The sequence below is a fragment of the Streptomyces sp. NPDC015171 genome, assembly GCF_043079545.1.
Classification (GTDB): Bacteria; Actinomycetota; Actinomycetes; order Streptomycetales; family Streptomycetaceae; genus Streptomyces.
Map to the genome: position 1 here is coordinate 200,209 of NZ_JBIBUO010000004.1, position 22,318 is coordinate 222,526.

At 71.6% G+C, this 22,318-nt stretch carries 18 protein-coding genes and 2 tRNA genes; 16 read left to right on the plus strand and 4 right to left on the minus strand.

Annotated features, from left to right (window positions below):
• Positions 1-10 precede the first annotated feature (10 nt).
• From rsfS to ACF073_RS13075, 5 genes are all read left to right on the plus strand, one after another.
• Positions 11-454: a ribosome silencing factor gene (rsfS, locus tag ACF073_RS13055; protein ID WP_392069264.1), complete on the plus strand. Its 444-nt coding sequence runs from the start codon at positions 11-13 to the stop codon at positions 452-454.
• A complete protein-coding gene (locus tag ACF073_RS13060) occupies positions 454-1,122 on the plus strand; it encodes a histidine phosphatase family protein (protein WP_392069266.1) in 669 nt (222 codons plus the stop codon). The genes rsfS and ACF073_RS13060 overlap by 1 nt, the downstream gene beginning before the upstream one ends.
• Before the next feature lie 93 nt (positions 1,123-1,215).
• Positions 1,216-1,288, plus strand: a tRNA-Ala gene (locus ACF073_RS13065).
• 346 nt (positions 1,289-1,634) lie between these two features.
• A complete protein-coding gene (locus tag ACF073_RS13070) occupies positions 1,635-1,808 on the plus strand; it encodes a hypothetical protein (protein ID WP_392069268.1) in 174 nt (57 codons plus the stop codon).
• Positions 1,809-1,811: 3 nt separating this feature from the next.
• Positions 1,812-2,045, plus strand: a complete 234-nt coding sequence (locus tag ACF073_RS13075) for a hypothetical protein (RefSeq protein WP_030653820.1) — start codon at positions 1,812-1,814, stop codon at positions 2,043-2,045.
• On the opposite strand, the gene ACF073_RS13080 is transcribed toward ACF073_RS13075, so the two are convergent.
• A complete protein-coding gene (locus ACF073_RS13080; protein WP_392069270.1) occupies positions 2,035-3,246 on the minus strand; it encodes a glycosyltransferase 87 family protein in 1,212 nt (403 codons plus the stop codon). The two genes, ACF073_RS13075 and ACF073_RS13080, sit on opposite strands and share 11 nt — an antisense overlap.
• Before the next feature lie 114 nt (positions 3,247-3,360).
• Between ACF073_RS13080 and ACF073_RS13085 the strand changes: the two genes are divergently transcribed.
• Positions 3,361-3,433: transfer RNA gene (locus ACF073_RS13085), tRNA-Ala, on the plus strand.
• A 116-nt stretch (positions 3,434-3,549) separates the two neighbouring features.
• On the opposite strand, the gene ACF073_RS13090 is transcribed toward ACF073_RS13085, so the two are convergent.
• Both ACF073_RS13090 and ACF073_RS13095 read right to left on the minus strand, forming a co-directional pair.
• Positions 3,550-5,160 carry an NADH-ubiquinone oxidoreductase-F iron-sulfur binding region domain-containing protein gene (locus ACF073_RS13090; RefSeq protein WP_392069271.1) on the minus strand — a complete coding sequence of 537 codons (1,611 nt, stop codon included), beginning with the start codon at positions 5,158-5,160 and terminating at the stop codon, positions 3,550-3,552.
• Positions 5,161-6,438: a cytochrome b/b6 domain-containing protein gene (locus tag ACF073_RS13095; RefSeq protein WP_392069273.1), complete on the minus strand. Its 1,278-nt coding sequence runs from the start codon at positions 6,436-6,438 to the stop codon at positions 5,161-5,163.
• Between the two features lie 434 nt (positions 6,439-6,872).
• Here ACF073_RS13095 and leuS point away from each other — a divergent pair, with 434 nt between their 5' ends.
• The 9 genes from leuS (at position 6,873) to holA (ending at position 19,139) form a co-directional block, all read left to right on the plus strand.
• Positions 6,873-9,755, plus strand: a complete 2,883-nt coding sequence (leuS, locus tag ACF073_RS13100) for a leucine--tRNA ligase (protein WP_392069275.1) — start codon at positions 6,873-6,875, stop codon at positions 9,753-9,755.
• A gap of 234 nt (positions 9,756-9,989) precedes the next feature.
• Entirely contained in the window at positions 9,990-10,733 is a 744-nt protein-coding gene (locus ACF073_RS13105) for a hypothetical protein (RefSeq protein ID WP_392069277.1), read from the plus strand.
• Positions 10,734-10,805: 72 nt separating this feature from the next.
• A complete protein-coding gene (locus ACF073_RS13110; protein WP_392069278.1) occupies positions 10,806-11,651 on the plus strand; it encodes a DegV family protein in 846 nt (281 codons plus the stop codon).
• 193 nt (positions 11,652-11,844) lie between these two features.
• Positions 11,845-12,966, plus strand: a complete 1,122-nt coding sequence (locus ACF073_RS13115; protein WP_392069280.1) for a helix-hairpin-helix domain-containing protein — start codon at positions 11,845-11,847, stop codon at positions 12,964-12,966.
• Entirely contained in the window at positions 12,963-15,737 is a 2,775-nt protein-coding gene (locus tag ACF073_RS13120) for a ComEC/Rec2 family competence protein (protein ID WP_392069282.1), read from the plus strand. The genes ACF073_RS13115 and ACF073_RS13120 overlap by 4 nt, the downstream gene beginning before the upstream one ends.
• Before the next feature lie 130 nt (positions 15,738-15,867).
• Positions 15,868-16,695, plus strand: coding sequence for an arylamine N-acetyltransferase (locus ACF073_RS13125; RefSeq protein ID WP_392069284.1), 828 nt, complete (start codon positions 15,868-15,870; stop codon positions 16,693-16,695).
• 134 nt (positions 16,696-16,829) lie between these two features.
• A complete protein-coding gene (locus tag ACF073_RS13130) occupies positions 16,830-17,720 on the plus strand; it encodes a YceI family protein (protein WP_392069286.1) in 891 nt (296 codons plus the stop codon).
• 96 nt (positions 17,721-17,816) lie between these two features.
• A complete protein-coding gene (locus tag ACF073_RS13135) occupies positions 17,817-18,062 on the plus strand; it encodes a hypothetical protein (RefSeq protein ID WP_392069288.1) in 246 nt (81 codons plus the stop codon).
• An 87-nt stretch (positions 18,063-18,149) separates the two neighbouring features.
• Positions 18,150-19,139: a DNA polymerase III subunit delta gene (holA, locus tag ACF073_RS13140; RefSeq protein WP_392069290.1), complete on the plus strand. Its 990-nt coding sequence runs from the start codon at positions 18,150-18,152 to the stop codon at positions 19,137-19,139.
• 700 nt (positions 19,140-19,839) lie between these two features.
• Here the strand turns inward: holA and rpsT are convergent.
• Positions 19,840-20,106: a 30S ribosomal protein S20 gene (gene rpsT, locus ACF073_RS13145; protein WP_392069292.1), complete on the minus strand. Its 267-nt coding sequence runs from the start codon at positions 20,104-20,106 to the stop codon at positions 19,840-19,842.
• 225 nt (positions 20,107-20,331) lie between these two features.
• Here rpsT and lepA point away from each other — a divergent pair, with 225 nt between their 5' ends.
• Positions 20,332-22,206 carry a translation elongation factor 4 gene (lepA, locus tag ACF073_RS13150; RefSeq protein ID WP_392069295.1) on the plus strand — a complete coding sequence of 625 codons (1,875 nt, stop codon included), beginning with the start codon at positions 20,332-20,334 and terminating at the stop codon, positions 22,204-22,206.
• Positions 22,207-22,318 lie beyond the last annotated feature (112 nt).

Below are 22,318 nucleotides of genomic sequence, written 5' to 3' on the forward strand. Positions count from 1 at the left end.
AAGCCATGTAGTGACCGCCACCGACCGTTCCATTGAGCTCATCAACACCGCCGCCCAGGCGGCGGCCGACAAGCTCGCCCACGACGTCATCGCCTACGACGTGAGCGACGTGCTGTCGATCACGGACGCCTTCCTGCTGGCCTCCGCGCCGAACGACCGCCAGGTCAGGGCCATCGTCGACGAGATCGAAGAGCGCCTGCAGAAGGAGCTCGGCGCCAAGCCGGTCCGCCGCGAGGGCGACCGCGAGTCCCGCTGGATCCTGCTGGACTACGTCGACATCGTCGTCCACGTGCAGCACAGCGAGGAGCGTGTCTTCTACGCCCTCGAGCGGCTGTGGAAGGACTGCCCCGAGCTCGAACTGCCCGCCGAGGCCAAGGCCACCCGCGGCAAGGCCCAGGAGCACGCCAAGCTGCTGGCCGCAGAGGCCGAGCAGGAGCCGGGCGGGGAGTGGTGATGAGCGCCACAGGTGAGGTGACCGACCGCAAGGGCGCGGGCCGCCGCGTCATCCTGTGGCGGCACGGCCAGACGTCGTGGAACGTCGAGCGCCGCTTCCAGGGCACCACGGACGTCGAGCTGACCGAGACCGGCATCGGCCAGGCCCGCCGCGCGGCCCGGCTGCTCGCCTCGCTGCGCCCCGACGCGATCGTCTCCTCGGACCTGCGGCGGGCCGCGCACACGGCCGCCGAGCTGGCCACCCTCACCGGCCTCGACGTCACCCGCGAGGAGGGACTGCGCGAGACCTACGCGGGCGTCTGGCAGGGGCTGACGCACGAGGAGATCATCGCCCGCCACGGCGAGGAGTACGCCGCCTGGAAGCGCGGCGAGGCGGTCCGCCGCGGCGGCGGCGAACTGGAGACCGAGGTCGCCGACCGCGCCGCCCCGGTCGTGCTGCGGCACACCGAGAAGCTGCCCGAGGACGGCACCCTCGTCGTCGTCAGCCACGGCGGCACCATCCGCACCACCATCGGCCGGCTCCTCGGCCTCGACTCCCGGCACTGGGAGAGCCTCGGCGGCCTCTCCAACTGCTGCTGGTCCGTGCTCGGCGAGGGCGCCCGCGGCTGGCGCCTGCTGGAGCACAACGCCGGCACCCTCCCGGAGCCCGTCCTCGGCGACGACGACTGACCGCACCGCGGCCGTCGGCCCCCGGATTTCACTTTCCGGCAGGTCACAGGCTAAAGTTCTTCTTGTTCGCCCCGCCGAGCGGGAAGAACGCAAGGGGCTATAGCTCAGTTGGTAGAGCGCCTGCATGGCATGCAGGAGGTCAGGAGTTCAATTCTCCTTAGCTCCACTGATCGACACTCTGTCGAGTGGTCAAAGATCGGTGATGATGATCCCGTCCCCTCCGGGGGGCGGGATCTTCTGTGTCCGGCGCCCTGCCGGCGACGGCCGCGCGACTCGGTCGCCGACCGGTCTCGTGGCGTTCGGCACACTGTCCCCGACCGGCTTGAGTCATTCGGTGCCCCCGGCTCGTATACCTCCGCGTGGGCGCTCTCTGCCTGCGCATGGGCGCAGGCCGGACGGCCGCGGCGGGAGCCGTGTCCGGACTGGTACTGAGGCGTCGCTGACCGTATTGGTCCGGCCGTGGCAGAATCAAACGGCCGGAAGGGGGCGCGGCCCGACGGGAGGGAGTAGCGATGCCTGCGAGCATCCTCGAGGAGGTCGGCCACCTCCTCGGTGCGGCGTTGACACGGAATACGACCACCCGGCTGAGCTGCCCTTCCTGCGGTTCCGCACATGTCGCGCAAGTCCTCGGCGACAACGGCGGGATCTCCTACGTGTGCACGGCCTGCGGCCACAGCTGGAGCTGATCGATGGGTGCACACAGGCGAAAGTGCGACTGGTGCGGGAGCGGTACGCCGATCGTCCGGGACATGGAGCCGATCAATCCCGATTACCAGTACTGGTGCGAGGAATGCGCACGGGCGCTGATCATAAAAGGCGACCCGATCGAGACGTACCGGGAGCTGGAGGGCGAGCCGATCTACGGCCGCCTCCTGGAGGAGCACTGCACGCTCAAGAGGTTCTACCAGTTCGTCACGGCTTGACGCGGACGCCACCGGTCCCGGTCCTCGGCAACGATGTCCGGGCCAGTGCGAGGAACAGCGCGGCGGCCCCCGCGTAGCCGGCCGACAGGGTCAACTGCGCACCTCCTTGATGCAGTTCCGGCCGGCCCGCGCCGTGCGGCACCCACCAGGGGGCGTACGAGCAGAAGACCAGCAGGGTGGCCAGTGCCGCCGCCCGGTGGCCGCGTGTCCACAGCAGCAGGACCAGCGGCACGCACCACACCCAGTGGTGGGTCCATGACACGGGGCTGATCAGCAGGGCGGTGACCGCGCAGGCGCACACCGCCCAGGGGCGCCGCCCCCGCAACTCCGCCCGCACGGCCACCGCGAGGCCCAGGACGGCCGCCACGGCCGCGAGGACCCCCCAGACGGCTCCCGGGTCGGGTGTGTGCAGAAAGCGGGCCAGGGCGCCGCGCAGGGCCTGATTGGCGGTGTCCTCGGCATGGCCGACCCGGTTCGCGCGGAACACCATGTCCGTCCAGAACCGCCAGGAGTCGTACGGCAGGACGGCCGCCGCCAGCAGGGTCGCCCCCGCGAACGCGACGGCCGCCCCGCGCGCCTGCCGCAGCCACGGCCCCCCGTGCCCGCCCCGCAGCCGGGCCACGAGGCCCGTGGTGAGCAGGAACACCGGGAACAGCGCGGGCGTCAGCTTGACCGCGGCGGCCAGCCCGAGGCCCACCCCCGTCCAGCGGTCGCACCCCCCGGCGGGGCGGCGGGTCAGGTCCCACAGCACCAGGACGGCCAGGAGCAGGTTGATCTGGCCGTAGCGCAGGGTCGTCCACACCGGTTCGCACCACACGGCCGGCGCCGCGACCCACCAGACGGTCTCCACGCGCGCGTGGCCGACGAGCTTCAGCGACAGCCGGACGAACACCACCAGCAGCGCGAGGTTCCCGGCCGTCGCCAGTACGCGCAGGAGGGCGGTGTCGAACAGCGGCAGCGGGGTGAACAGCAGGGCGCCGAACGGCGGGTAGGTGGTGGGCAGGTGCGCCGCCGTCGCGCGCAGCGCGTACAGGTCGTCCCCGGCGCGTACGGCGGAGCCCTCCGCCCGGTAGACCATCAGGTCGATCATCGACACGTGCGCGGCCCGCTGAGCGGCCCAGAAGGCCGTGAACGACACCAGGCACACCACCAGGGCGACCGGGACCCGGCGGCGGGCTGCGGACGGCGCGATCACGGTCATGAAACCGACATTAGCTGTCGTATCGGTGCGAAGCCGAAACCGATTTGGTGCTGCGTCCCCGGCCCTGTAATGTTTACGTCGTCGCCGGGGGAACCGGGCGAAACAACAAAACAAGGGGCTATAGCTCAGTTGGTAGAGCGCCTGCATGGCATGCAGGAGGTCAGGAGTTCAATTCTCCTTAGCTCCACAGAAATCGAAGGCGGATCATCCGATGGATGGTCCGCCTTCGGCGTGTTGTGGAAGAAAGCACGGCCAAGCGCAGGGGTGGCCGCCCGAGTCCGGGCGGCCACCCCTGCGTGCGGTTCAGCGGCCGAGCGCGCGCCGGCCGCGTCCCTGGGAGACGACCGGGAGATTGCGCGACGGCGCCTGCCCGCGCGTGTCCTCCTCGATGCGCAGGGCGAGGGCCGGGCAGCGGCGGACCGCGCGCAGGGCCTTCGCCTCCGCGTACCGGGGCACCTGCGCCTGGGCGACGGTCGGGAAGCCGTCGGCGCCCAGCTCGAACACCTCCGGGAGGATGTCCGCGCACAGTCCGTGGCCCCGGCAGAGCGTCCAGTCGACGTAGATCTTCTGGCGGCTGCCGCCGGTCTCCTCGGGCTCCGCGCCGCCCGGGACGCCCGTGGGCGTTCTGCCTCCCTCGAAGAGCGGCAGAACGCCCTCCACGCGCCGTCCGCAGCCGTTGCCGAGGACGTGCGCGGCCAGGTCGTCGGTGAACGCCTTGATGGTCGACTCCAGGAACATCGCCGAGCCGTCCGGATGCGAACACGCCCCGCGCCGCTTCACGTTCTTCGCGACCTGCTTCAGCGCCTCCAGGGCGGCCGGTCCGCCGCCGTTCAGGATGTCCTCGAGGCCGCGCGCGGCGGCGGGCAGCCCGAGGTAGCACGGCCCGCACTGGCCGGCGCTCTCCTCGGCCAGCCACTGCGCGACCCGCAGCGACTCGCCCAGCGGGCAGGTGTCCTGGCTGATCGGCAGGATCGCGCCGGCGCCGAGCGAACCGCCCACGGCGTCCAGCGAGTTGCGGGAGACGACCGCCTCGTCGACGGTCGCCGCGTCGATCCACTTGCCGTGATAGCCGCCGGTCAGCACCCCCTGCGGCACCGGCGGGGCGCCCGCCAGCTGCAGCACGTAGCGCAGCGGCACGCCGGTGGGGACCTCCAGCACCATCGGGCGGGCGACCGCGCCGGACACGGTGAGCATCACGGTGCCCGGTTCGTCGTAGAGGCCGGTGTTGCCGTAGCGCTCCGGGCCGATGCGGGCGGCGATGGCCAGCTGCGCGAACGTCTCCGCGTTCGACAGCAGGGTGGGCGCCCCGCCGACGCCGGTCTGCGAGGCGCTGATCTTGCGGCCGGGCGGAACCGCCGGGCCGCCGTCGATCGAGCGGACCAGCGAGGCGGCGGCACCGGTGACCATACGTACCGGATTGCGCTGCACCCACGCGCGTAGAGCCGATCTGCGGCTGTTGCTCAGACCGCGTTCGGCGAGCGCGGCCTCCATGGAGCGCTGGGTGGACTCCCGGGTGACGCCGATGACGAGCGTGCGCGCGCCGAGCGCCTCGGCGCACAGCAGGGCGCCGTCCAGGATGAGGTGCGGGGCCCGGTTGATCAGCACCGTGTCCTTGCGGCAGGCCGGCTCGTCCTCGCTGCCGTTGACCACGACGACGGGCCGCACCCCGCGCTTGATCGCCGACTCGGCGACCGAGCGCAGCTTCTTGTGGAAGGGGAAGCCGGCGCCGCCGCGGCCCTTGAGGCTGATGCGTTCGGCGAGCTGGGCGAGCTGCTCGCCGCCCAGCGGTTCGAGCGGCCCGTGCACCTTCAGGTGCATGGGCAGGTCGAGCCGCTCCACAAGGTCGAAGCCCGACGTGAGCTGGGGAAGTCCGACCACGCGGACTTCGGGGACGTCGGGCAGGGCCTCGTTCACTTAAAAGCCTCCGGAAGGCGTGTTCCAAGGTTCGCCCGAACCCGGCGCGTCGTAGGACGAGCCGGGCAGCGTTTCGGTGGCGGGACCGCTGTTGAACGTGTCACTCGGGTTGTACGTGCCATAGCGGCCGTTTGTCTCACCGGTGTCGTACACGTCACTTCCGCCGTACCCGGCCGCGCCCGGATTGCCATAGGCCGGGATGGTGTATCCGGTGTCCTGGAGCGGGTCGTACGCGGACGGCGGGGCCTCGCCGACCGGCGGCGGGGACGGGATCGGCCAGCTGCCCGAGGTGCTGGAGGGGCCGTCCACGCGCGGGACGGCCTCCGTGGGCTGGAGGTCGAGCGGCAGGTCCATGCGGGCCGTGCGGTCGGCCGCGAAGGGCTGCTGGGCGCGCCCCGGCGTGGAGACCGCGCGGTAGGCCGCCGCGAAACCGGAGGCGGGCTCCGCCGCCGGGCCGGCCGGGGTCTGGTAGAGCGGCGCGGTCGCCCCGGCGGCCGACCGCCTCGGCTCGCGCCGGCTCTCGAAGCCCGGCGGCGCCGGCTCGGCCGCCCGGGAGCGGCTCGCGTCCAGATCGTCGAGGCCGGGCCGCTCCGAGCTGCCGAACAGGGCCACGAGGCGGTCGGCGACCTTGCGCTTGACCGGGCGCGGCGCGGCGCGCAGCGCGAGCGCGCCCATCACGCCGAGCAGGGAGAGGCTGTAGAGGATCACGAAGACCGGCTTGGCCGAACGGCCCGCGTAGAGGCCGTGGACCAGCGCCGCGCACCAGGCCGGGTAGGCCAGCATGTGCATGGCCCGCCAGCGGGCGGCGACCGGGGCCGGGGTGGCGAAGTTGCTGCGCAGGGCACCGGTGATGCCCACGAAGATCATCAGCAGGCCCGCGAGCGAGCCCAGTCCGATCAGGCCGCCGATCCCGGAGACGCCGAGCGAGAACGGGATGATCGCGGCGATCAGCTGCGTGTGGCCGAGCGCGATCTTCGCGGTGATGTGCAGCAGCAGGAACGCGATCGAGGCGACCGCTGTCGTCCGGTGCACGGCCTGGCCGATGATCCGCTGCCGTGTGTTCAGGAAGATCCGGTCCTGGGCGAAGAGACCCCAGATCACCGAGCAGCTCAGCGAGACGAGGGACAGCACGCCCGCGCCGAAGTTCAGGAATTCACGGAACTGGCTGCCTCCGACCACCACGGCCACGGGTATGAGCAGCAGGACGGCGGCGGACGCCACCCCGTAGGCCGAGCGGCCGGACTTGGGGAGCGAGCGGGTACTACGACGAGGGTTCATGGGGGCAACTCCGAGCAGTTTCGGGAAAGCGGTCCCGCTGCCGCACTCTAAGTGGCGCCATACCGATCAGTACGGGGTTTGAGTTATTGCGTTGTTATCAACAGACAATGCGACGGGGGCGGTGTCCCGTAGGGGACGGTACGCGAAGTAATTACTGACCTTTGTTCAGTTCCGGCGGGCTTCGTGACATGTCCATCAGGGATACGCACGCGCGTCGCGGCTTACTCAGCGTCGCGGCCCGCGCGGGGGCTGCGGTACCCTAGCGCCATGCGTGCCGTACGCCTTCTGCTTAGCGGGCCGCGCTGATCAGTACCGACCCCGGTCAAGACCGCGAGGTCGGCATCAGCGCGGCGTCCCCTCCTGTGCGAGGGGCTTTTTCGTTTCTTCGGATGCCGCAGCCGCAGGCAGAGACGATCGATGGAGCTTTGAGGATCATGAGCGAGACGAACCCCGCTGCCCCCGCTTCCGCGTCGGCGGAGACCGCGCCGCACCGCTACACGGCCGCCATGGCAGCCGAGATCGAGGCACGCTGGCAGGACTTCTGGGACGCGGACGGCACCTACGCGGCCCCGAACCCCGAGGGCGACCTGGCAGGCGACCCCGAGCTGGCCGCCAAGCCCAAGAAGTTCATCATGGACATGTTCCCGTACCCCTCGGGTGCGGGCCTGCACGTCGGCCATCCGCTGGGCTACATCGCGACCGACGTCTACGCCCGGTTCCAGCGCATGACCGGCCACAACGTCCTGCACACCCTGGGCTTCGACGCCTTCGGCCTGCCCGCCGAGCAGTACGCGGTGCAGACCGGCACGCACCCGCGCGTGTCCACCGAGGCCAACATCGAGAACATGAAGTCCCAGCTGCGCCGGCTGGGCCTGGGCCACGACAAGCGCCGGTCGTTCGCCACGATCGACCCGGAGTACTACAAGTGGACCCAGTGGATCTTCCTGCAGATCTTCAACTCCTGGTACGACGACGAGGCGGGGAAGGCCCGCCCGATCTCCGAGCTGATCGCCCAGTTCGAGTCCGGTGAGCGCGCCGTCCCGGGCTCCACGCGCGCGTGGAACGAGCTGACCGCCGCCGAGCGCTCCGACGTCCTGGGCGAGTACCGCCTGGCCTACGCCTCCGACGCGCCCGTCAACTGGTGCCCGGGCCTGGGCACGGTGCTGGCCAACGAGGAGGTCACCGCCGACGGCCGTTCCGAGCGCGGCAACTTCCCCGTCTTCAAGGCCAAGCTGCGCCAGTGGAACATGCGCATCACCGCCTACGCCGACCGGCTGCTGGACGACCTGGAGGAGCTGGACTGGCCCGAGGCCATCAAGCTGCAGCAGCGCAACTGGATCGGCCGCAGCGAGGGCGCCCGCGTCGACTTCCCGATCGACGGCGAACGCATCACGGTCTTCACCACCCGCCCGGACACCCTGTTCGGCGCGACCTACATGGTGCTGGCGCCCGAGCACCCGCTGGTCGAGAAGTTCACCCCGGCCGCCTGGCCCGAGGGCACGCACGAGGCGTGGACCGGCGGCCACGCCACCCCGGCCGAGGCCGTCGCCGCCTACCGCGCGCAGGCCGCCGCGAAGTCCGACGTCGAGCGGCAGGCCGAGGCCAAGGACAAGACCGGCGTCTTCACCGGCGCCTTCGCGACCAACCCGGTCAACGGCGAGCGGGTCCCGGTCTTCATCGCCGACTACGTCCTGATGGGCTACGGCACCGGCGCGATCATGGCCGTTCCGGGCCACGACACCCGCGACTTCGCCTTCGCGCGCGCCTTCGAGCTGCCGATCCGCTGTGTGGTCGAGCCGACCGACGGCCGCGGCACCGACACGTCGGCCTGGGACGACGCCTTCGTCTCCTACGACGCGAAGATCGTCAACTCCGACAGCGACGACGTGAAGCTGAACGGCCTGGGCGTGGCCGACGCCAAGGCGCGCATCACCGAGTGGCTGGCGCGCAAGGGCATCGGCGAGGGCACCGTCAACTTCCGGCTGCGCGACTGGCTGTTCAGCCGCCAGCGCTACTGGGGCGAGCCCTTCCCGATCGTCTACGGCGAGGACGGCGTCGCCCACGCGCTGCCCGAGTCGATGCTGCCGCTGGAGCTGCCCGAGGTCGAGGACTACAGCCCGCGCACCTTCGACCCGGACGACGCCGACACCCAGCCCGAGACGCCGCTGTCGCGCAACGAGGACTGGGTCAACGTCACCCTGGACCTGGGCGACGGCCCCAAGAAGTACCGCCGCGAGACCAACACCATGCCCAACTGGGCCGGTTCCTGCTGGTACGAGTTCCGCTACCTGGACCCGCACAACGACCGGAAGCTGGTCGACCCGGAGATCGAGCGGTACTGGATGGGCCCGCGCGAGGGCCAGCCGCACGGCGGTGTCGACCTGTACGTCGGCGGCGCCGAGCACGCCGTGCTGCACCTGCTGTACGCGCGCTTCTGGTCCAAGGTCCTGTTCGACCTGGGGCACGTCTCCTCCGCCGAGCCGTTCCACAAGCTGTTCAACCAGGGCATGATCCAGGCCTACGTCTACCGCGACAGCCGGGGCATCGCCGTTCCGGCCGCCGAGGTCGAGGAGCGGGACGGCGAGTTCTTCTACCAGGGCGAGAAGGTCTCCCGCCTGCTGGGCAAGATGGGCAAGTCCCTGAAGAACGCGGTGACTCCGGACGAGATCGCCGCCGAGTACGGCGCCGACACGCTGCGCCTGTACGAGATGGCCATGGGCCCGCTGGACGTCTCCCGCCCGTGGGACACGCGCGCGGTGGTCGGCCAGTTCCGGCTGCTGCAGCGGCTGTGGCGCAACATCGTCGACGAGGACAGCGGCGAGGTCACCGTCACCGACGCCGAGGCCGACGAGGAGACGCTGCGTGCCCTGCACAAGGCGATCGACGGGGTGCGCCAGGACCTGGAGGCCCTGCGCTTCAACACCGCCATCGCCAAGGTCACCGAGCTGAACAACCACCTGACCAAGGCCGGCGGCGCGGTGTCGCGGTCCGTGGCCGAGCCGCTGGTGCTGATGGTCGCCCCGCTGGCGCCGCACATCGCCGAGGAGCTGTGGCGCAGGCTGGGCCACACCGACTCGGTCGTCCACCGGGACTTCCCGGTCGCCGACCCGGCCTACGTCGTCGACGAGACCGTGACCTGCGTCGTGCAGATCAAGGGCAAGGTCAAGGCCCGGCTGGAGGTGCCGCCCGCCATCTCGGAGGAAGAGCTGGAGAAGGCGGCGCTGGCCGACGAGAAGGTCGTGGCCGCGCTGGGCGGCGCGGGTATCCGCAAGGTGATCGTGCGGGCGCCGAAGCTGGTGAACATCGTTACGGCGTGATGACGCGATGGCGTGATGACGCGACGGCGTGATGACGCGACGGCCTGATGACCTGATGACGTCGTCGGTGGCGGCTTCGGTGCTGGTATCGGTTGCGGTTGTGGTTCCGGTTGCGGTGTCGGGGTAGTCCCCTACGGGCAGGTTCGGGGTTCTTCTGGAACTCCGGGCCTGCCCGCTGCGTTTACCGTGGAGAGCGCAGCGGCGTGGTGCCGCAGCGGCCGGAGGAGGAGCGTCATGGAGCTGGTACTGACCGTGTTCGCCCTGCTCTTCCTGGTCTTCGTGGGTCTGGGCGCGTACGCCACGGTCAAGGCGGTCGGCGCCGCCAAGCGGGGCGTGGACCGCACCATCACACAGGCCCGCCGCACGGTCGAGGACCACACCCTGCGCGCCAAGTCCTTCGCCCAGGGCGGCCCGGCAGGCGAGATCGCCCAGCTGCGGCTGGCGCTGCGCACCTCGATGCGCGCCACACAGGACGCGCTGCACGCGGGCGTGGCCGAGGACGAGTCACTGAAGGAGTCCCTGAGCCTCTTCGAGCGGCTCAGCGCGCACGGACACGAGCTGGACGCCGACCTCAAGCGTCTGGAGTCCGAGCCGGACCGGGCCACGCTCACCGAGCGGCTGCCCCAGCTGCGCAGCCGCACCGAGCGCATCACCCGGTCCGCCGACTCCCTGCGCTGGGCGGCCCGCGACCGGGCCCGTCAGTTCGCCGACGACGATCTGGGCACGCTCAGCGCCCAGATCGACATCGAGGCGGGTGCCCTGCGCCACTGGACGCGGACGGAGACTGGCCAGGCGCCCCCGGAGTGGCCCGACGCACCGGCCGCCACTCCCGCCGACGGCCCGCCGACGGACCGGGCCTGGCCGAAGGACGCGGGGGCCCGGGCCACCGAGGACCCCGCACCCGAGGCGATCGCCCCGCCGTCCTGGCGCCCCGCACCCCCGTGGCAGAAGAAGCCCCGCCCCGAGAGCACCACATGAGCGAACCGCTCCGGAACCGCAGGACAGGGGCCGGGCTGCCGGGTGAGAGCTACGCCAGGTAACCTCCAGCTCATGTCCCGCCATGTCGCGATCGTCACCGATTCAACGGCCTACCTGCCGGCCCGGGCGATGGAGCGTCACGGCATCACCGCGGTCCCGCTGACGGTGGTCCTCGGCGACCAGGCTCTCGAAGAGGGCACCGAGATCTCCACCCGCTCCCTGGCGCAAGCGCTCCAGAAGCGGCGATCCGTCACGACGTCCCGCCCCAGCCCGCAGATGTTCGCGGACACCTACCGCAGGGTCGCCGAGTCCGGCGCGAGCGGCATCGTCTCCCTGCATCTGTCGGCCGAACTCTCCGGCACCTACGACGCGGCGGTCCTCGCGGCGCGCGAGGCGCCGGTGCCGGTACGGGTCGTGGACACCGGAATGGTCGCGATGGCGCTCGGCTTCTGCGCGCTCGCCGCGGCCGAGACTGCGGAGGCGGGCGGCACGATGGACGAAGCCGTCACGGCGGCCGAGAAGCGGGCCGCGGGCACGTCCGCGTACTTCTACGTCGACACCCTCGACTATCTGCGCCGCGGCGGCCGTATCGGGGCCGCGCAGGCGCTGCTGGGGTCCGCGCTCGCCGTCAAGCCCCTCCTCCAACTGGACGGCGGCCGTATCGAGCTGCTCGAAAAGGTCCGTACGGCGTCCAGGGCGATCGCGCGCCTCGAGGAGCTCGCCGCCGAGCGGGCCGGCAACGCGGAGGTCGACATCGCCGTCCACCACCTGGCCGCTCCCGACCGCGCCGCCGCGCTCGCCGACCGGCTGCGGGGGCGTGTCCCGGGCCTGGCCGACCTGCATGTCAGCGAGGTCGGCGCGGTGATCGGAGCACACACCGGCCCCGGACTGCTGGGCGCGGTCGTCTCGCCCCGCTGACTCCGGGATCTGCTGGTCCGTCTTTCCCTGTTCGTCGCGGGGGCCGATGGATCGCACGCATGTGGATTCCGCTCACGCGGATCTCCTTCACGTGGATCTCGCTCGCGTGGATCTCACTCATGTGGGTGACGGAGTTTTCCACAACCGGCTGGTGATCCACGGGAATTGACCAAGATCATCGCGATGTGCCGGAATGCCCCATCCTCGTCGCATGGCACTTCGATCTCGTTCCCGCACAGCGACTCCGACCAGCGGCCCGGGCCGTGGCCCTGCCTCCGACGGCCGTGTCCGGAACCGCCGGTCCACCGGACGCTCCCGGCCCACCGGCCACCCTGGCGCCCGCCGCCGCCCGTCCCCCTCGGCGGAGGAACTGCGCCGCCGGGCGGAAGTCCTCTTCGGCGAACGGGCCGCGCAGTGGCGGGAGTCGGGGAACGCACCGCCGGGGCGGGACGGGGCTGCGGGGGCTGCGGGGTCGATGACTTCGGTGAGTTCCGTGAGTTCGGTGAGTTCGGTGGGGAAAGTGACCGCTGTCTCGTCGGAGGTTGCTGAGCCTGCTGAGCCCGTCGAGCCCGCTGAGTCTGCTGTGGCTGATGGGGCTTACGGGGCCCCGGACTGGCGGGCGCGGGCCGGGCTGGCGCTTCGGGAGCGGCTGCCGGTGTGGCTGCAGGCACGGTGCGGAGTGGAGCGGCGAGGAGTCGTGGCGCTCGTCGTGGTGCTCGTGGCCGCCGCCGCATTCGCCGTGCAGCACTTCTGGACGGGGCGGCCGCAGTCCGTGACCGCTCCTCAGGTGGTGCGTGCGGGGGCGCCCTTCGTCAAGAAGGACAAGGGAGCGGCGGCCGGAGCGGCCGTGGGCGCGTCGGCGACACCAGGACCGGAGATCGTCGTGGACGTCAGCGGCAAGGTCCGGAAACCGGGGATCCGGCGGCTGCCGGCCGGGGCCCGGGTGGCCGACGCGCTACGGGCGGCGGGCGGGGTCCGGCCGGGCGTGAGCACAGCGGGACTCAACCGCGCCCGCTTCCTGGTCGACGGCGAGCAGGTCGTCGTCGGCGCACCCGCCGGAGCCCCCGCTGCGCCACCGCCGACGGCCGGGTCGCTCTCCGGCCCCGCCGGCGCCGGCCCGACGGCGCCGGTCTCCCTCGGCACGGCCACCGCGGAGCAGCTCGACACCCTGCCCGGCGTCGGCCCGGTACTGGCCCAGCACATCATCGACTACCGCACCCAGCACGGCGGTTTCCGTTCGGTGGACGAACTGCGCGAGGTCAACGGCATCGGCGACCGCCGGTTCACCGATCTACGCGACCTGGTACGGCCATGAGCCGCGCGCTCGATCCGGAGCCCCAGCCCGTCCGGGACGCGCCCCGCACCGTGCCCGAGCGGCACGAGCCCACGCACACCGGCCGGAACGCCCCCATGGACCTGCGGTTGGTGCCGCCCGCGCTCGCGGCCTGGGCCACGGCGGCCCTGACCGTGGACGCACCACCGGCTTTGACCGCCGGAACGGCCGCCGTCTGCGCACTCGGCGGAGTACTCCTGCTGTCGGTGCGGCGACGGGGACGGCCTGGACGGGCCGGCTGTGCTGGGTGGCCCGGACGGCTCGGACGATTCGGGTGGGTCGGCCGGTCCGGGTGGCTCGGCAGGTCCGGGTGTGTCAGCCGGTCCGGGTGGGTCGGCCGGTCCGGGTGGGTCGGGTGGATGTGCGGTCGGTTCGGCTGGGCGCGTGCCGCTGTCGCCGCGGTGCTGCTCTGTGTGGCCGCGGCAGCCGCCTCCGCCGGGCTGCACGGCGCCGACCTGCGGCGCGGTCCCGTGCCCGAGCTGGCCCGGCGGTTCACGACCGTGACCGCCGAGGTCGAGGTCAGCGGCGATCCCTGGCTGAGCAGGCCACGGATGCGCGGCGACCACCCGGCGCCCGCGGCGGTCCTGGCGCGGGCCGAGGTGCGAAGCGTCGAGGAGACGGACGGGAGGCGTGTGCGGACCAGGACCCCCGTACTGATGATCGTCGACCCGGATGTCCCGGCACCGGGCGGGACCGCGGGGGCGAGCCGGAGCCCCGCGCCGCCGCCGACGGCCGCCGAGCGGCGGAGACCGGATGGCCGGGCCGGCTGGCTCGGGCTGCTGCCGTCCACGCGGCTACGGCTGGGCGGGAGGCTGGCACCCGCGCTGACGGGCGGCGACCGGACCGCGGCCGTGCTGCGGGTGCGCGATTGGCCGGAGCCGCGGATCGTGGCGGGGCCGAGCGGGCCGCAACGGCTGGCGGGACGGCTCAGGGCCGGCCTGCGGGAAGCGACCGAGGACCTGCCGGCTGACGCGCGGGCACTGCTTCCCGGGCTGGTCGTAGGGGACACCTCGCGGATCACACCCGAACTGGACCACGCCTTCGAGGAGACGGACCTGGCGCACACGCTCGCCGTCTCCGGCAGCAACCTCACCGTCCTGCTCGCGTTGCTCATCGGGCCGCCGGGGCTTGCCCAACGCGCAGAGCGCCGGGGCCTGGCCCCGCGCCTTGGTCTCTCCCTACGGGCGACGGCCCTGGTCGCGGGGGCGCTGACGCTGGGCTTCGTGGTCGTCTGCCGGCCCGACCCCAGTGTCCTGCGGGCCGCGGCCTGCGGTGCGGTCGCGCTGCTCGCCCTGGCCACCGGGCGTCGGAGATCCCTGATCCCGGCGCTGGCCACGGCCGTCCTGCTGCTGGTGCTGTACGACCCGTGGCTGGCCCGCAGTTACGGCTTTCTGCTGTCGGTGCTGGCCACCGGCGCGCTGCTGGTGCTGGCGCCGGGCTGGAGCGAGGCGCTGCGCGGACGCCGGGTGCCCGCGCGACTCGCTGAGGCGCTGGCCGCCGCTGCCGCCGCGCAGTTCGTGTGCGCGCCGGTCGTGGCGGTGCTGTCGGCCCGGGTGAGCCTGGTGGCGGTGCCGTGCAACCTGCTCGCCGAGATGGCGGTGGCACCGGCCACGGTGCTGGGCTTCGCGGCGCTCGGGACCGCGCCGGTGGCGATGCCCATCGCGAAGGGGCTTGCGTGGCGCGCGAGTTGGCCGGCCGGGTGGATCGCCGGGGTCGCCCGGACCGGGGCGGCGCTGCCCGGAGCGGGAGTGGACTGGCCGGGGAGCTGGCCGGGCGCACTGGCGCTGGCGGCGGTCACCGTGGCCGTCCTCCTGGCCGGCCGCCGACTGCCGCGGCACCCGGTGTGGTGCGGGCTATTGGGTGTGCTGGTCGTGCTGCTGGTGACCCGGCCGGTGCCGCTGACCCGGGTGATCACGGGCTGGCCGCCGCCGGGCTGGCGGTTCGCGATGTGCGATGTCGGTCAGGGCGACGCGACCGTGCTGGCGGCGGGCGAGGGAGCCGGGGTGGTCGTGGACGCGGGACCCGATCCGGCGCTGGTCGACCACTGCCTGCGGCGACTGGGTATCACCCGCGTCCCCCTTCTCGTCCTCACCCACTTCCACGCCGACCATGTGGCGGGTCTGCCCGGGGTTCTGCGGGGCCGCTCGGTGGCCGCGATCGAGACCACGGGGTTCGCGGAACCGGCTGACCAGGCGGCGTTCGTCCGCAGAGAGGCGGCTCGGCGGCACATCCCGGTCACGACGGCCGCCGCGGGAGAGGAACGGCGCACCGGGCCACTCGCCTGGCGGGTTCTGTGGCCCCCGCCGCGGAGCACCGGGCCGGCCCCCAGCGCGCGACAGCCTCCTGCCTGGCCGGGCACCGTATTCGAACCCGAGGGTCCTAACGATGCCAGCGTCGCGCTGCTGGTGCGCACGGGCGGCTTGCGGCTGCTGTTGCTCGGAGACCTCGAACCGCCTTCCCAGCAGGCTCTGTTACGGTCCCCGGCGGCAGCCGACCTGGCCGGGGTGGACGTCCTGAAGGTGGCCCACCACGGCTCGGCCTATCAGGACCCGGAACTGATACGCCTCGCGGCGCCCCGGGTGGCGCTGGTCTCCGTCGGTGCCGACAACCTCTACGGTCACCCGGCGCCGTCGACGACGACCGCGCTGCGGACCGGCGGTGCGGTGGTCCTGCGCACGGACCGGGACGGGGCTCTCGCGGTCACCGGCACCGGAGGGAGGCACGGCGAACTACGGGTGATGAGAGAGGACTAGCAACGACCAGTGACGACCAGCGGGGACGAGCGGGAAGGACTGAGAAGGAACGGGAAGGACCGGGAAGGACCGAGTAGGAACGGGGGCGCGGCAGGGGGTGCCAACCCCGGGAGGCGCCCAGACTGGGATCATGACATCAGCACAGGTCGACGCCTATCTCCACCGACTCGGTCTCGCCCGTCCGCCGCGGCCCACCGGCGAGGCGCTGCGCGAGCTGCATCTGCTCCATCTGCGGACCGTCCCCTTCGAGAACCTCTCGATCCACCTCGGAGAGGAGATCGTGCTGGACGGGATACGGCTGCTGGACAAGGTGACCGAGGCCCGGCGGGGCGGCTTCTGCTACGAACTGAACGGCGCCTTCGGAACGTTGCTCGCGGCCCTCGGCTACGAGGTGGAGTTCCTCGCCGGACGCGTGTACGACGACGAGGGGCGGCTCGGGATCCCGTATGACCACATGGCGTTGCGGGTGCGGACGGCGGAGGGGGGCGTCTGGCTCGCCGACGTCGGCTTCGGGACGCACAGCCACTACCCGCTGGCCTTCGCGGAGCGCGGGGAGCAGGAAGACCCCGGCGGCAGCTTCCAGGTGGTGGAGGCCGGGCCGGACCCGGCAGGGGTGCGCGGCGGTGACGCGCCGGGCTCGGGGGACCTGGACGTCCTACGGAACGGCGCACCGCAGTACCGGCTGGAGATCCGGCCGCGTGCGCTCGGGGACTTCATGGCCGGTGCCTGGTGGCACAGCACCTCGCCGCGCTCGCACTTCACCCGCTCGCTGGTCTGCTCACGGATCACCGAGGACGGAGGGCGGATCACGCTCAGCGGGCGCACATTGAAATCGACCGCCGCGGACGGCACGCGCGAGACGCGGGAGCTGGAGACGGACGAGGAGGTGCTGGCGGTCTACCAGGAGTGCTTCGGGCTCGAGTTGGGCTGTGTACCGACGGTGCGAAACCCCTCCTGAACGACTGATTCACCGCAGTCCCGGCGCATACGCTGCTTTCCCGCGATGTAGTTCCGTGTTGCCTCGAAAGCCGCATCAGTGATCGAATGAACCTTCGGCAACAGATGATGTCGAGGCGTACAGGGGTGTCGTAGATGTTCGGCCGCTGGCTGGGTAACCGGATGAACCGGGTGAACCGGATGCAACGGATGAGTCCCCTGGCGGCGGTCCGCACACCGCCCGGCGCCGGAGTGCTCAGCTGCCGGGTGGTCGACCCGGTCAACGAGCCGGTCGTGGGCGCGGAGTTGGCGGTCAGCGATTCCACGGGCCGCAGGGTGGTGGCCGGCAGTACGGACCCCTACGGCTCGTTCGTGGCCACGGTGCCCGCGGGGGACTACCGGCTCGCGGTGTCGGCGGAGGGCTACGCGCCCTACCGGGCCGCCGCGCTGGTCGGCGAGAACTCCCTCGCCTCGCTGGGCGATGTGACCCTGCAGGTGGCCCATCCGCCGGAGCCGCCGGCGCCGGGCGACTGGGAGATCGAGTCCATGCACTCCTCGCTCAGGTTCACCGCGCGGCACATCGGGCTGGCCCGGATCCACGGGCGGTTCAACTCCTTCGCCGGGGTGCTGCGGATCGCGGAGCGGGTGGAGCAGTCGGCGATGCACGTCGTGATCGACGCGGCGTCCATCGACACGGGGGTCCGGATGCGGGACGACCACCTGCGCTCGGCGGACTTCCTGGACGTGCGGCGGTTTCCGACGCTGGAGTTCTACAGCGAACGCTTCGTGCACAAGGGCGGCAGCCGGTGGGCGGTCACCGGCGCGCTGTCGCTGCACGGCGTCACCCGCACGGTGACGCTGGACACGGAGTACCTGGGACTCGGCAACGGCATGGAGGGCGAGACGCGCGGTGCCTGCCGGGCCACCACCGAACTGCACCGGGACGACTTCACGATCAGCTGGCAGTCCATGCTGGCACGGGGCATCGCGGCGATCGGACCGAGCATCCAGGTCGGCCTGGACGTGCAGATCGTGCCGAAGGGCTGACACCCGGATCGCTCTGGATGCCGGCCTGATCCGAGCGCGGACGCGGCCCGTCCCGTGCCGAGGAACGCCCCCCGTGGCGTGCCGGAGAATGGACCCGTGAGCGATGTGAGACATGTGCTGGTGCTGCCCGACCGTGACGCCGCCGAGGAGGCGGCCGAGGCGCTCGGGGAGCGGTTCGGGCTCGACGAGGAGCCCCAGCTCGTCCGGGACGCGCTGGCCGGTGAGGACGACGCCGAGGACGCGCAGTGGCTGCTCGTGCTGCGGGACCGGCGCGAGCGGCTCGATCCCGCGGAGTTGGACGCGTTCGCGGGGGAGTGGGACGGCTGGCGCGAGGAGCCGTGACCCCGAGGCGGGCTCGGGGGCCGCTCCGGGACCGGTCAGGGTGCCGGGGCCGGTTCCTTGTCAGTGCCGCGTGGGATGCTTTGGGTGATGGCCAGGAAGACTGCGAATGACGACCCTCTCGCCCCGGTGACCGTTGCCGTGGGCCAGGAGGACCTCCTGCTCGACCGTGCCGTGCAGGAGGTGGTGGCCGCCGCCAAGGCCGTCGACGCCGACACGGACGTACGTGACCTGACCCCGGACCAGCTGCAGCCCGGCACGCTCGCCGAGCTGACCAGCCCGTCGCTCTTCGCCGAGCGCAAGGTCGTGGTCGTACGCAACGCGCAGGACCTGTCCGCCGACACGGTCAAGGACGTGAAGGCATACCTCGGCTCGCCCGCCGAGGAGATCACGCTTGTGCTGTTGCACGCCGGCGCCGCCAAGGGCAAGGCACTGCTGGACGCCGCGCGCAAGGTGGGGGCGCGGGAGGTGGCCTGCCCGAAGATGACCAAGCCGGCGGACCGGCTGGCCTTCGTGCGGGGGGAGTTCCGCTCGTTCGGACGGTCGGCCACCCCCGAGGCGTGCCAGGCGCTCTGCGACTCCATCGGCAGCGATCTGCGGGAGCTTGCCTCGGCGGTCTCGCAGCTGGTCGCCGACGTGGAGGGGACGATCGACGAGGCGGTCGTCGGGCGGTACTACACCGGTCGTGCCGAGGCCTCCAGCTTCACGGTCGCCGACCGGGCCGTGGAGGGGCGTACGGCGGAGGCGCTGGAGGCGCTGAGATGGTCGCTGGCGACGGGCGTGGCGCCGGTGATGATCACCAGCGCGCTGGCGCAGGGCGTGCGGGCGATCGGCAAGCTGTCCTCGGCCCGGGGCGGACGGCCGGCTGATCTGGCGCGCGAGCTGGGCATGCCGCCGTGGAAGATCGACCGGGTGCGGCAGCAGATGCGGGGCTGGACACCGGACGGCGTGTCGGTGGCGCTCAGAGCGGTCGCCGAGGCCGACGCGGGCGTGAAGGGCGGCGGCGACGATCCCGAGTACGCGCTGGAGAAGGCGGTCGTGATCATCGCCAGGGCCGCGCGCTCCAGGGGCCGGGGCTGACCCGGTCGTACCCCGACCGCCGCTCGGGGAAGCAGTAGGAGGCGGCACGGCCCCATCCGGGCCCTGCCGGATCCTGCGCGGGCCCAGGCCCTACACACGGCCGACCCCCGCGCAGGCCCCGACCCTCGCGCAGGACCAGACCCCCGCGTAGGCCCCGACCTCCGCGCAGGACCAGACCCCCGCGTAGGCCCCGACCTCCGCGCAGGACTAGCCCTCCGTGCACAGCCGCAGCTCAATCGACCGCTCCCGCACGCAGCCGGAGCCCATGAGCGACCTACCTGACCCGACTGAGCGACTCCCACGCGCAACCGAGCCCACCCGGCAGCCACCCCACCCGGCAGCCACCCCACCCACGCCCACCCACGGCCCTCCGCGGACTCGCACCCGACCCCAGACACGCCCAAGGCCCTCCCGGAGGCATCACCACCTGCCAGGGCGAGCCCAGAACCCAGAGCCCAGAACCCAGAGCCCAGGACCCAGAGCCCAGGACCCAGAGTCCAGAACCCTGAGCCCCCGGCCCGGACATGCCAAAAGCCCCGCCCCTCCCTTGGGGAAGGGAGGAGCCGGGGCCTTTGGATCAAGATGCTGAGCCCGTTCCCGCGTGGCGAACGCAGGCCGCGAACAGGCTCGTGGGTGCCGGACGGGAGCGGAGAGAGAGGGCCCGCTCTGGGTCCCTCCGGCGATCAGATCAGAAAGGAGTTCAGCCCTTGAGGGACGAGACCTTGGAAGCAAGCGCCGACTTCTTGTTGGCGGCCTGGTTCTTGTGGATGACACCCTTGGAGACGGCCTTGTCGAGCGCACGCGCGGCAGCGCGCTGCAGCTCGGTGGCCTTCTCGGTGTCACCCGCGGCAGCGGCCTCACGGGCCTTGCGGATCGCGGTCTTCAGGGAGGACTTGACGGCCTTGTTGCGCAGCCGAGCCTTCTCGTTGGTCTTGATCCGCTTGATCTGGGACTTGATGTTCGCCACGAAGGAGCCTTTACAGGTTCAGGTACGGGCCCGTGCGGGTCCCGTACCGGTGATCCGAAATTTCCGGTCGTACCTCGCGCTGAGAGGGCATGAGGCACAGCCATCTACAGTACCAGTGGCCCTCCGGACGGCCCAAAACGGCCCCCGGTCCCTGCCCGTGGGACCATGGAGACTACGTAACGATCCGACCCGAGGCATAAGGCGCCTCAAGAGACAGGACCCTGCGTGCCCGCGACCCCAAACCATGTGCCCGAGCCGAGCCGTACCGCGCCGGCTCTGATCCGCAATTTCTGCATCATCGCGCACATCGACCACGGCAAGTCCACGCTCGCCGACCGGATGCTCCAGCTGACCGGCGTGGTCGAGCAGCGGCAGATGCGTGCTCAGTACCTCGACCGGATGGACATCGAGCGCGAGCGCGGCATCACGATCAAGTCCCAGGCGGTGCGTCTGCCCTGGGCCCCGACGGAGGGGCCCGACCAGGGCACGACGCACATCCTCAACATGATCGACACCCCGGGGCACGTCGACTTCACCTACGAGGTCTCGCGGTCGCTGGCCGCCTGTGAGGGGACCATCCTCCTCGTCGACGCCGCTCAGGGCATCGAGGCGCAGACCCTCGCCAACCTCTACCTGGCGATGGAGAACGACCTCACGATCATCCCGGTGCTGAACAAGATCGACCTGCCGGCAGCCCAGCCGGAGAAGTTCGCCGAGGAGCTGGCGAACCTGGTCGGCTGCGACCCGGCGGATGTGCTCAAGGTCTCCGCGAAGACCGGCCTCGGCGTGGACGCGCTGCTGAACAAGGTCGTCAAGGAGATCCCGGCGCCGGTCGGAGTCGCCGACGCGCCCGCCCGCGCCATGATCTTCGACTCGGTCTACGACTCCTACCGGGGTGTCGTGACGTACGTCCGTGTCATCGACGGCCAGCTCAACAAGCGCGAGCGCATCAAGATGATGTCGACCGGCGCCACCCACGAGCTGCTGGAGATCGGCGTCAGCTCGCCGGAGATGCTGCCGGCGGACGGCCTCGGCGTCGGTGAGGTGGGGTACCTCATCACCGGTGTGAAGGACGTGCGCCAGTCCAAGGTCGGTGACACGGTCACCAGCCAGCACAAGGGCGCCACCGAGGCGCTCGGCGGTTACAAGGACCCGAAGCCGATGGTCTTCTCCGGTCTGTATCCGCTGGACGGCTCCGACTACCCGGAGCTGCGCGAGGCCCTGGACAAGCTCCAGCTCAACGATGCCGCGCTGGTCTACGAGCCGGAGACCTCCGCCGCGCTCGGCTTCGGCTTCCGCGTCGGCTTCCTCGGCCTGCTGCACCTGGACGTGATCCGGGAGCGGCTGGAGCGCGAGTTCGGCCTCGACCTGATCGCCACCGCGCCCAACGTGGTCTACCGGGTGGTCATGGAGGACGGCAGCGAGCACACCGTCACCAACCCGAGCGAGTTCCCCGAGGGGAAGATCGGCGAGGTGTACGAGCCGGTCGTGCGCGCCACCATCCTGGCGCCCACCGAGTTCATCGGCTCGATCATGGAGCTGTGCCAGACCCGGCGCGGCACCCTGCTGGGCATGGACTACCTCTCCGAGGACCGGGTCGAGATCCGCTACACCCTCCCGCTCGCGGAGATCGTCTTCGACTTCTTCGACCAGCTGAAGTCCAAGACCCGCGGCTACGCGTCCCTCGACTACGAGCCCACCGGCGAGCAGACCTCCAGCCTGGTCAAGGTCGACATCCTGCTGCACGGCGACAAGGTGGACGCCTTCTCGGCGATCACGCACAAGGACGCCGCGTACGCGTACGGGGTGCGGCTCGTCGCCAAGCTGCGCGAGCTGATCCCGCGGCAGGCGTTCGAGGTGCCGATCCAGGCCGCCATCGGCTCGCGGGTCATCGCCCGCGAGACCATCCGTGCCATCCGCAAGGACGTCCTCGCCAAGTGCTACGGCGGTGACATCTCCCGTAAGCGCAAGCTGCTGGAGAAGCAGAAGGAAGGCAAGAAGCGGATGAAGATGGTGGGTTCCGTGGAGGTTCCGCAGGAGGCCTTCATCGCCGTTCTGTCCAGTGATGACGGCGCGGGGTCGGCCAAGGGCAAGAAGTAACCGGAGGCAACGGCCGGCGGAGTGCGCAAACCGGGCATGAGGGGGCCCGCCGTGCGAAAGCGCGGCGGGCCCTACGCGTGCGTAGCGTCGCTCTGCGTCGAAAGTGACAGGC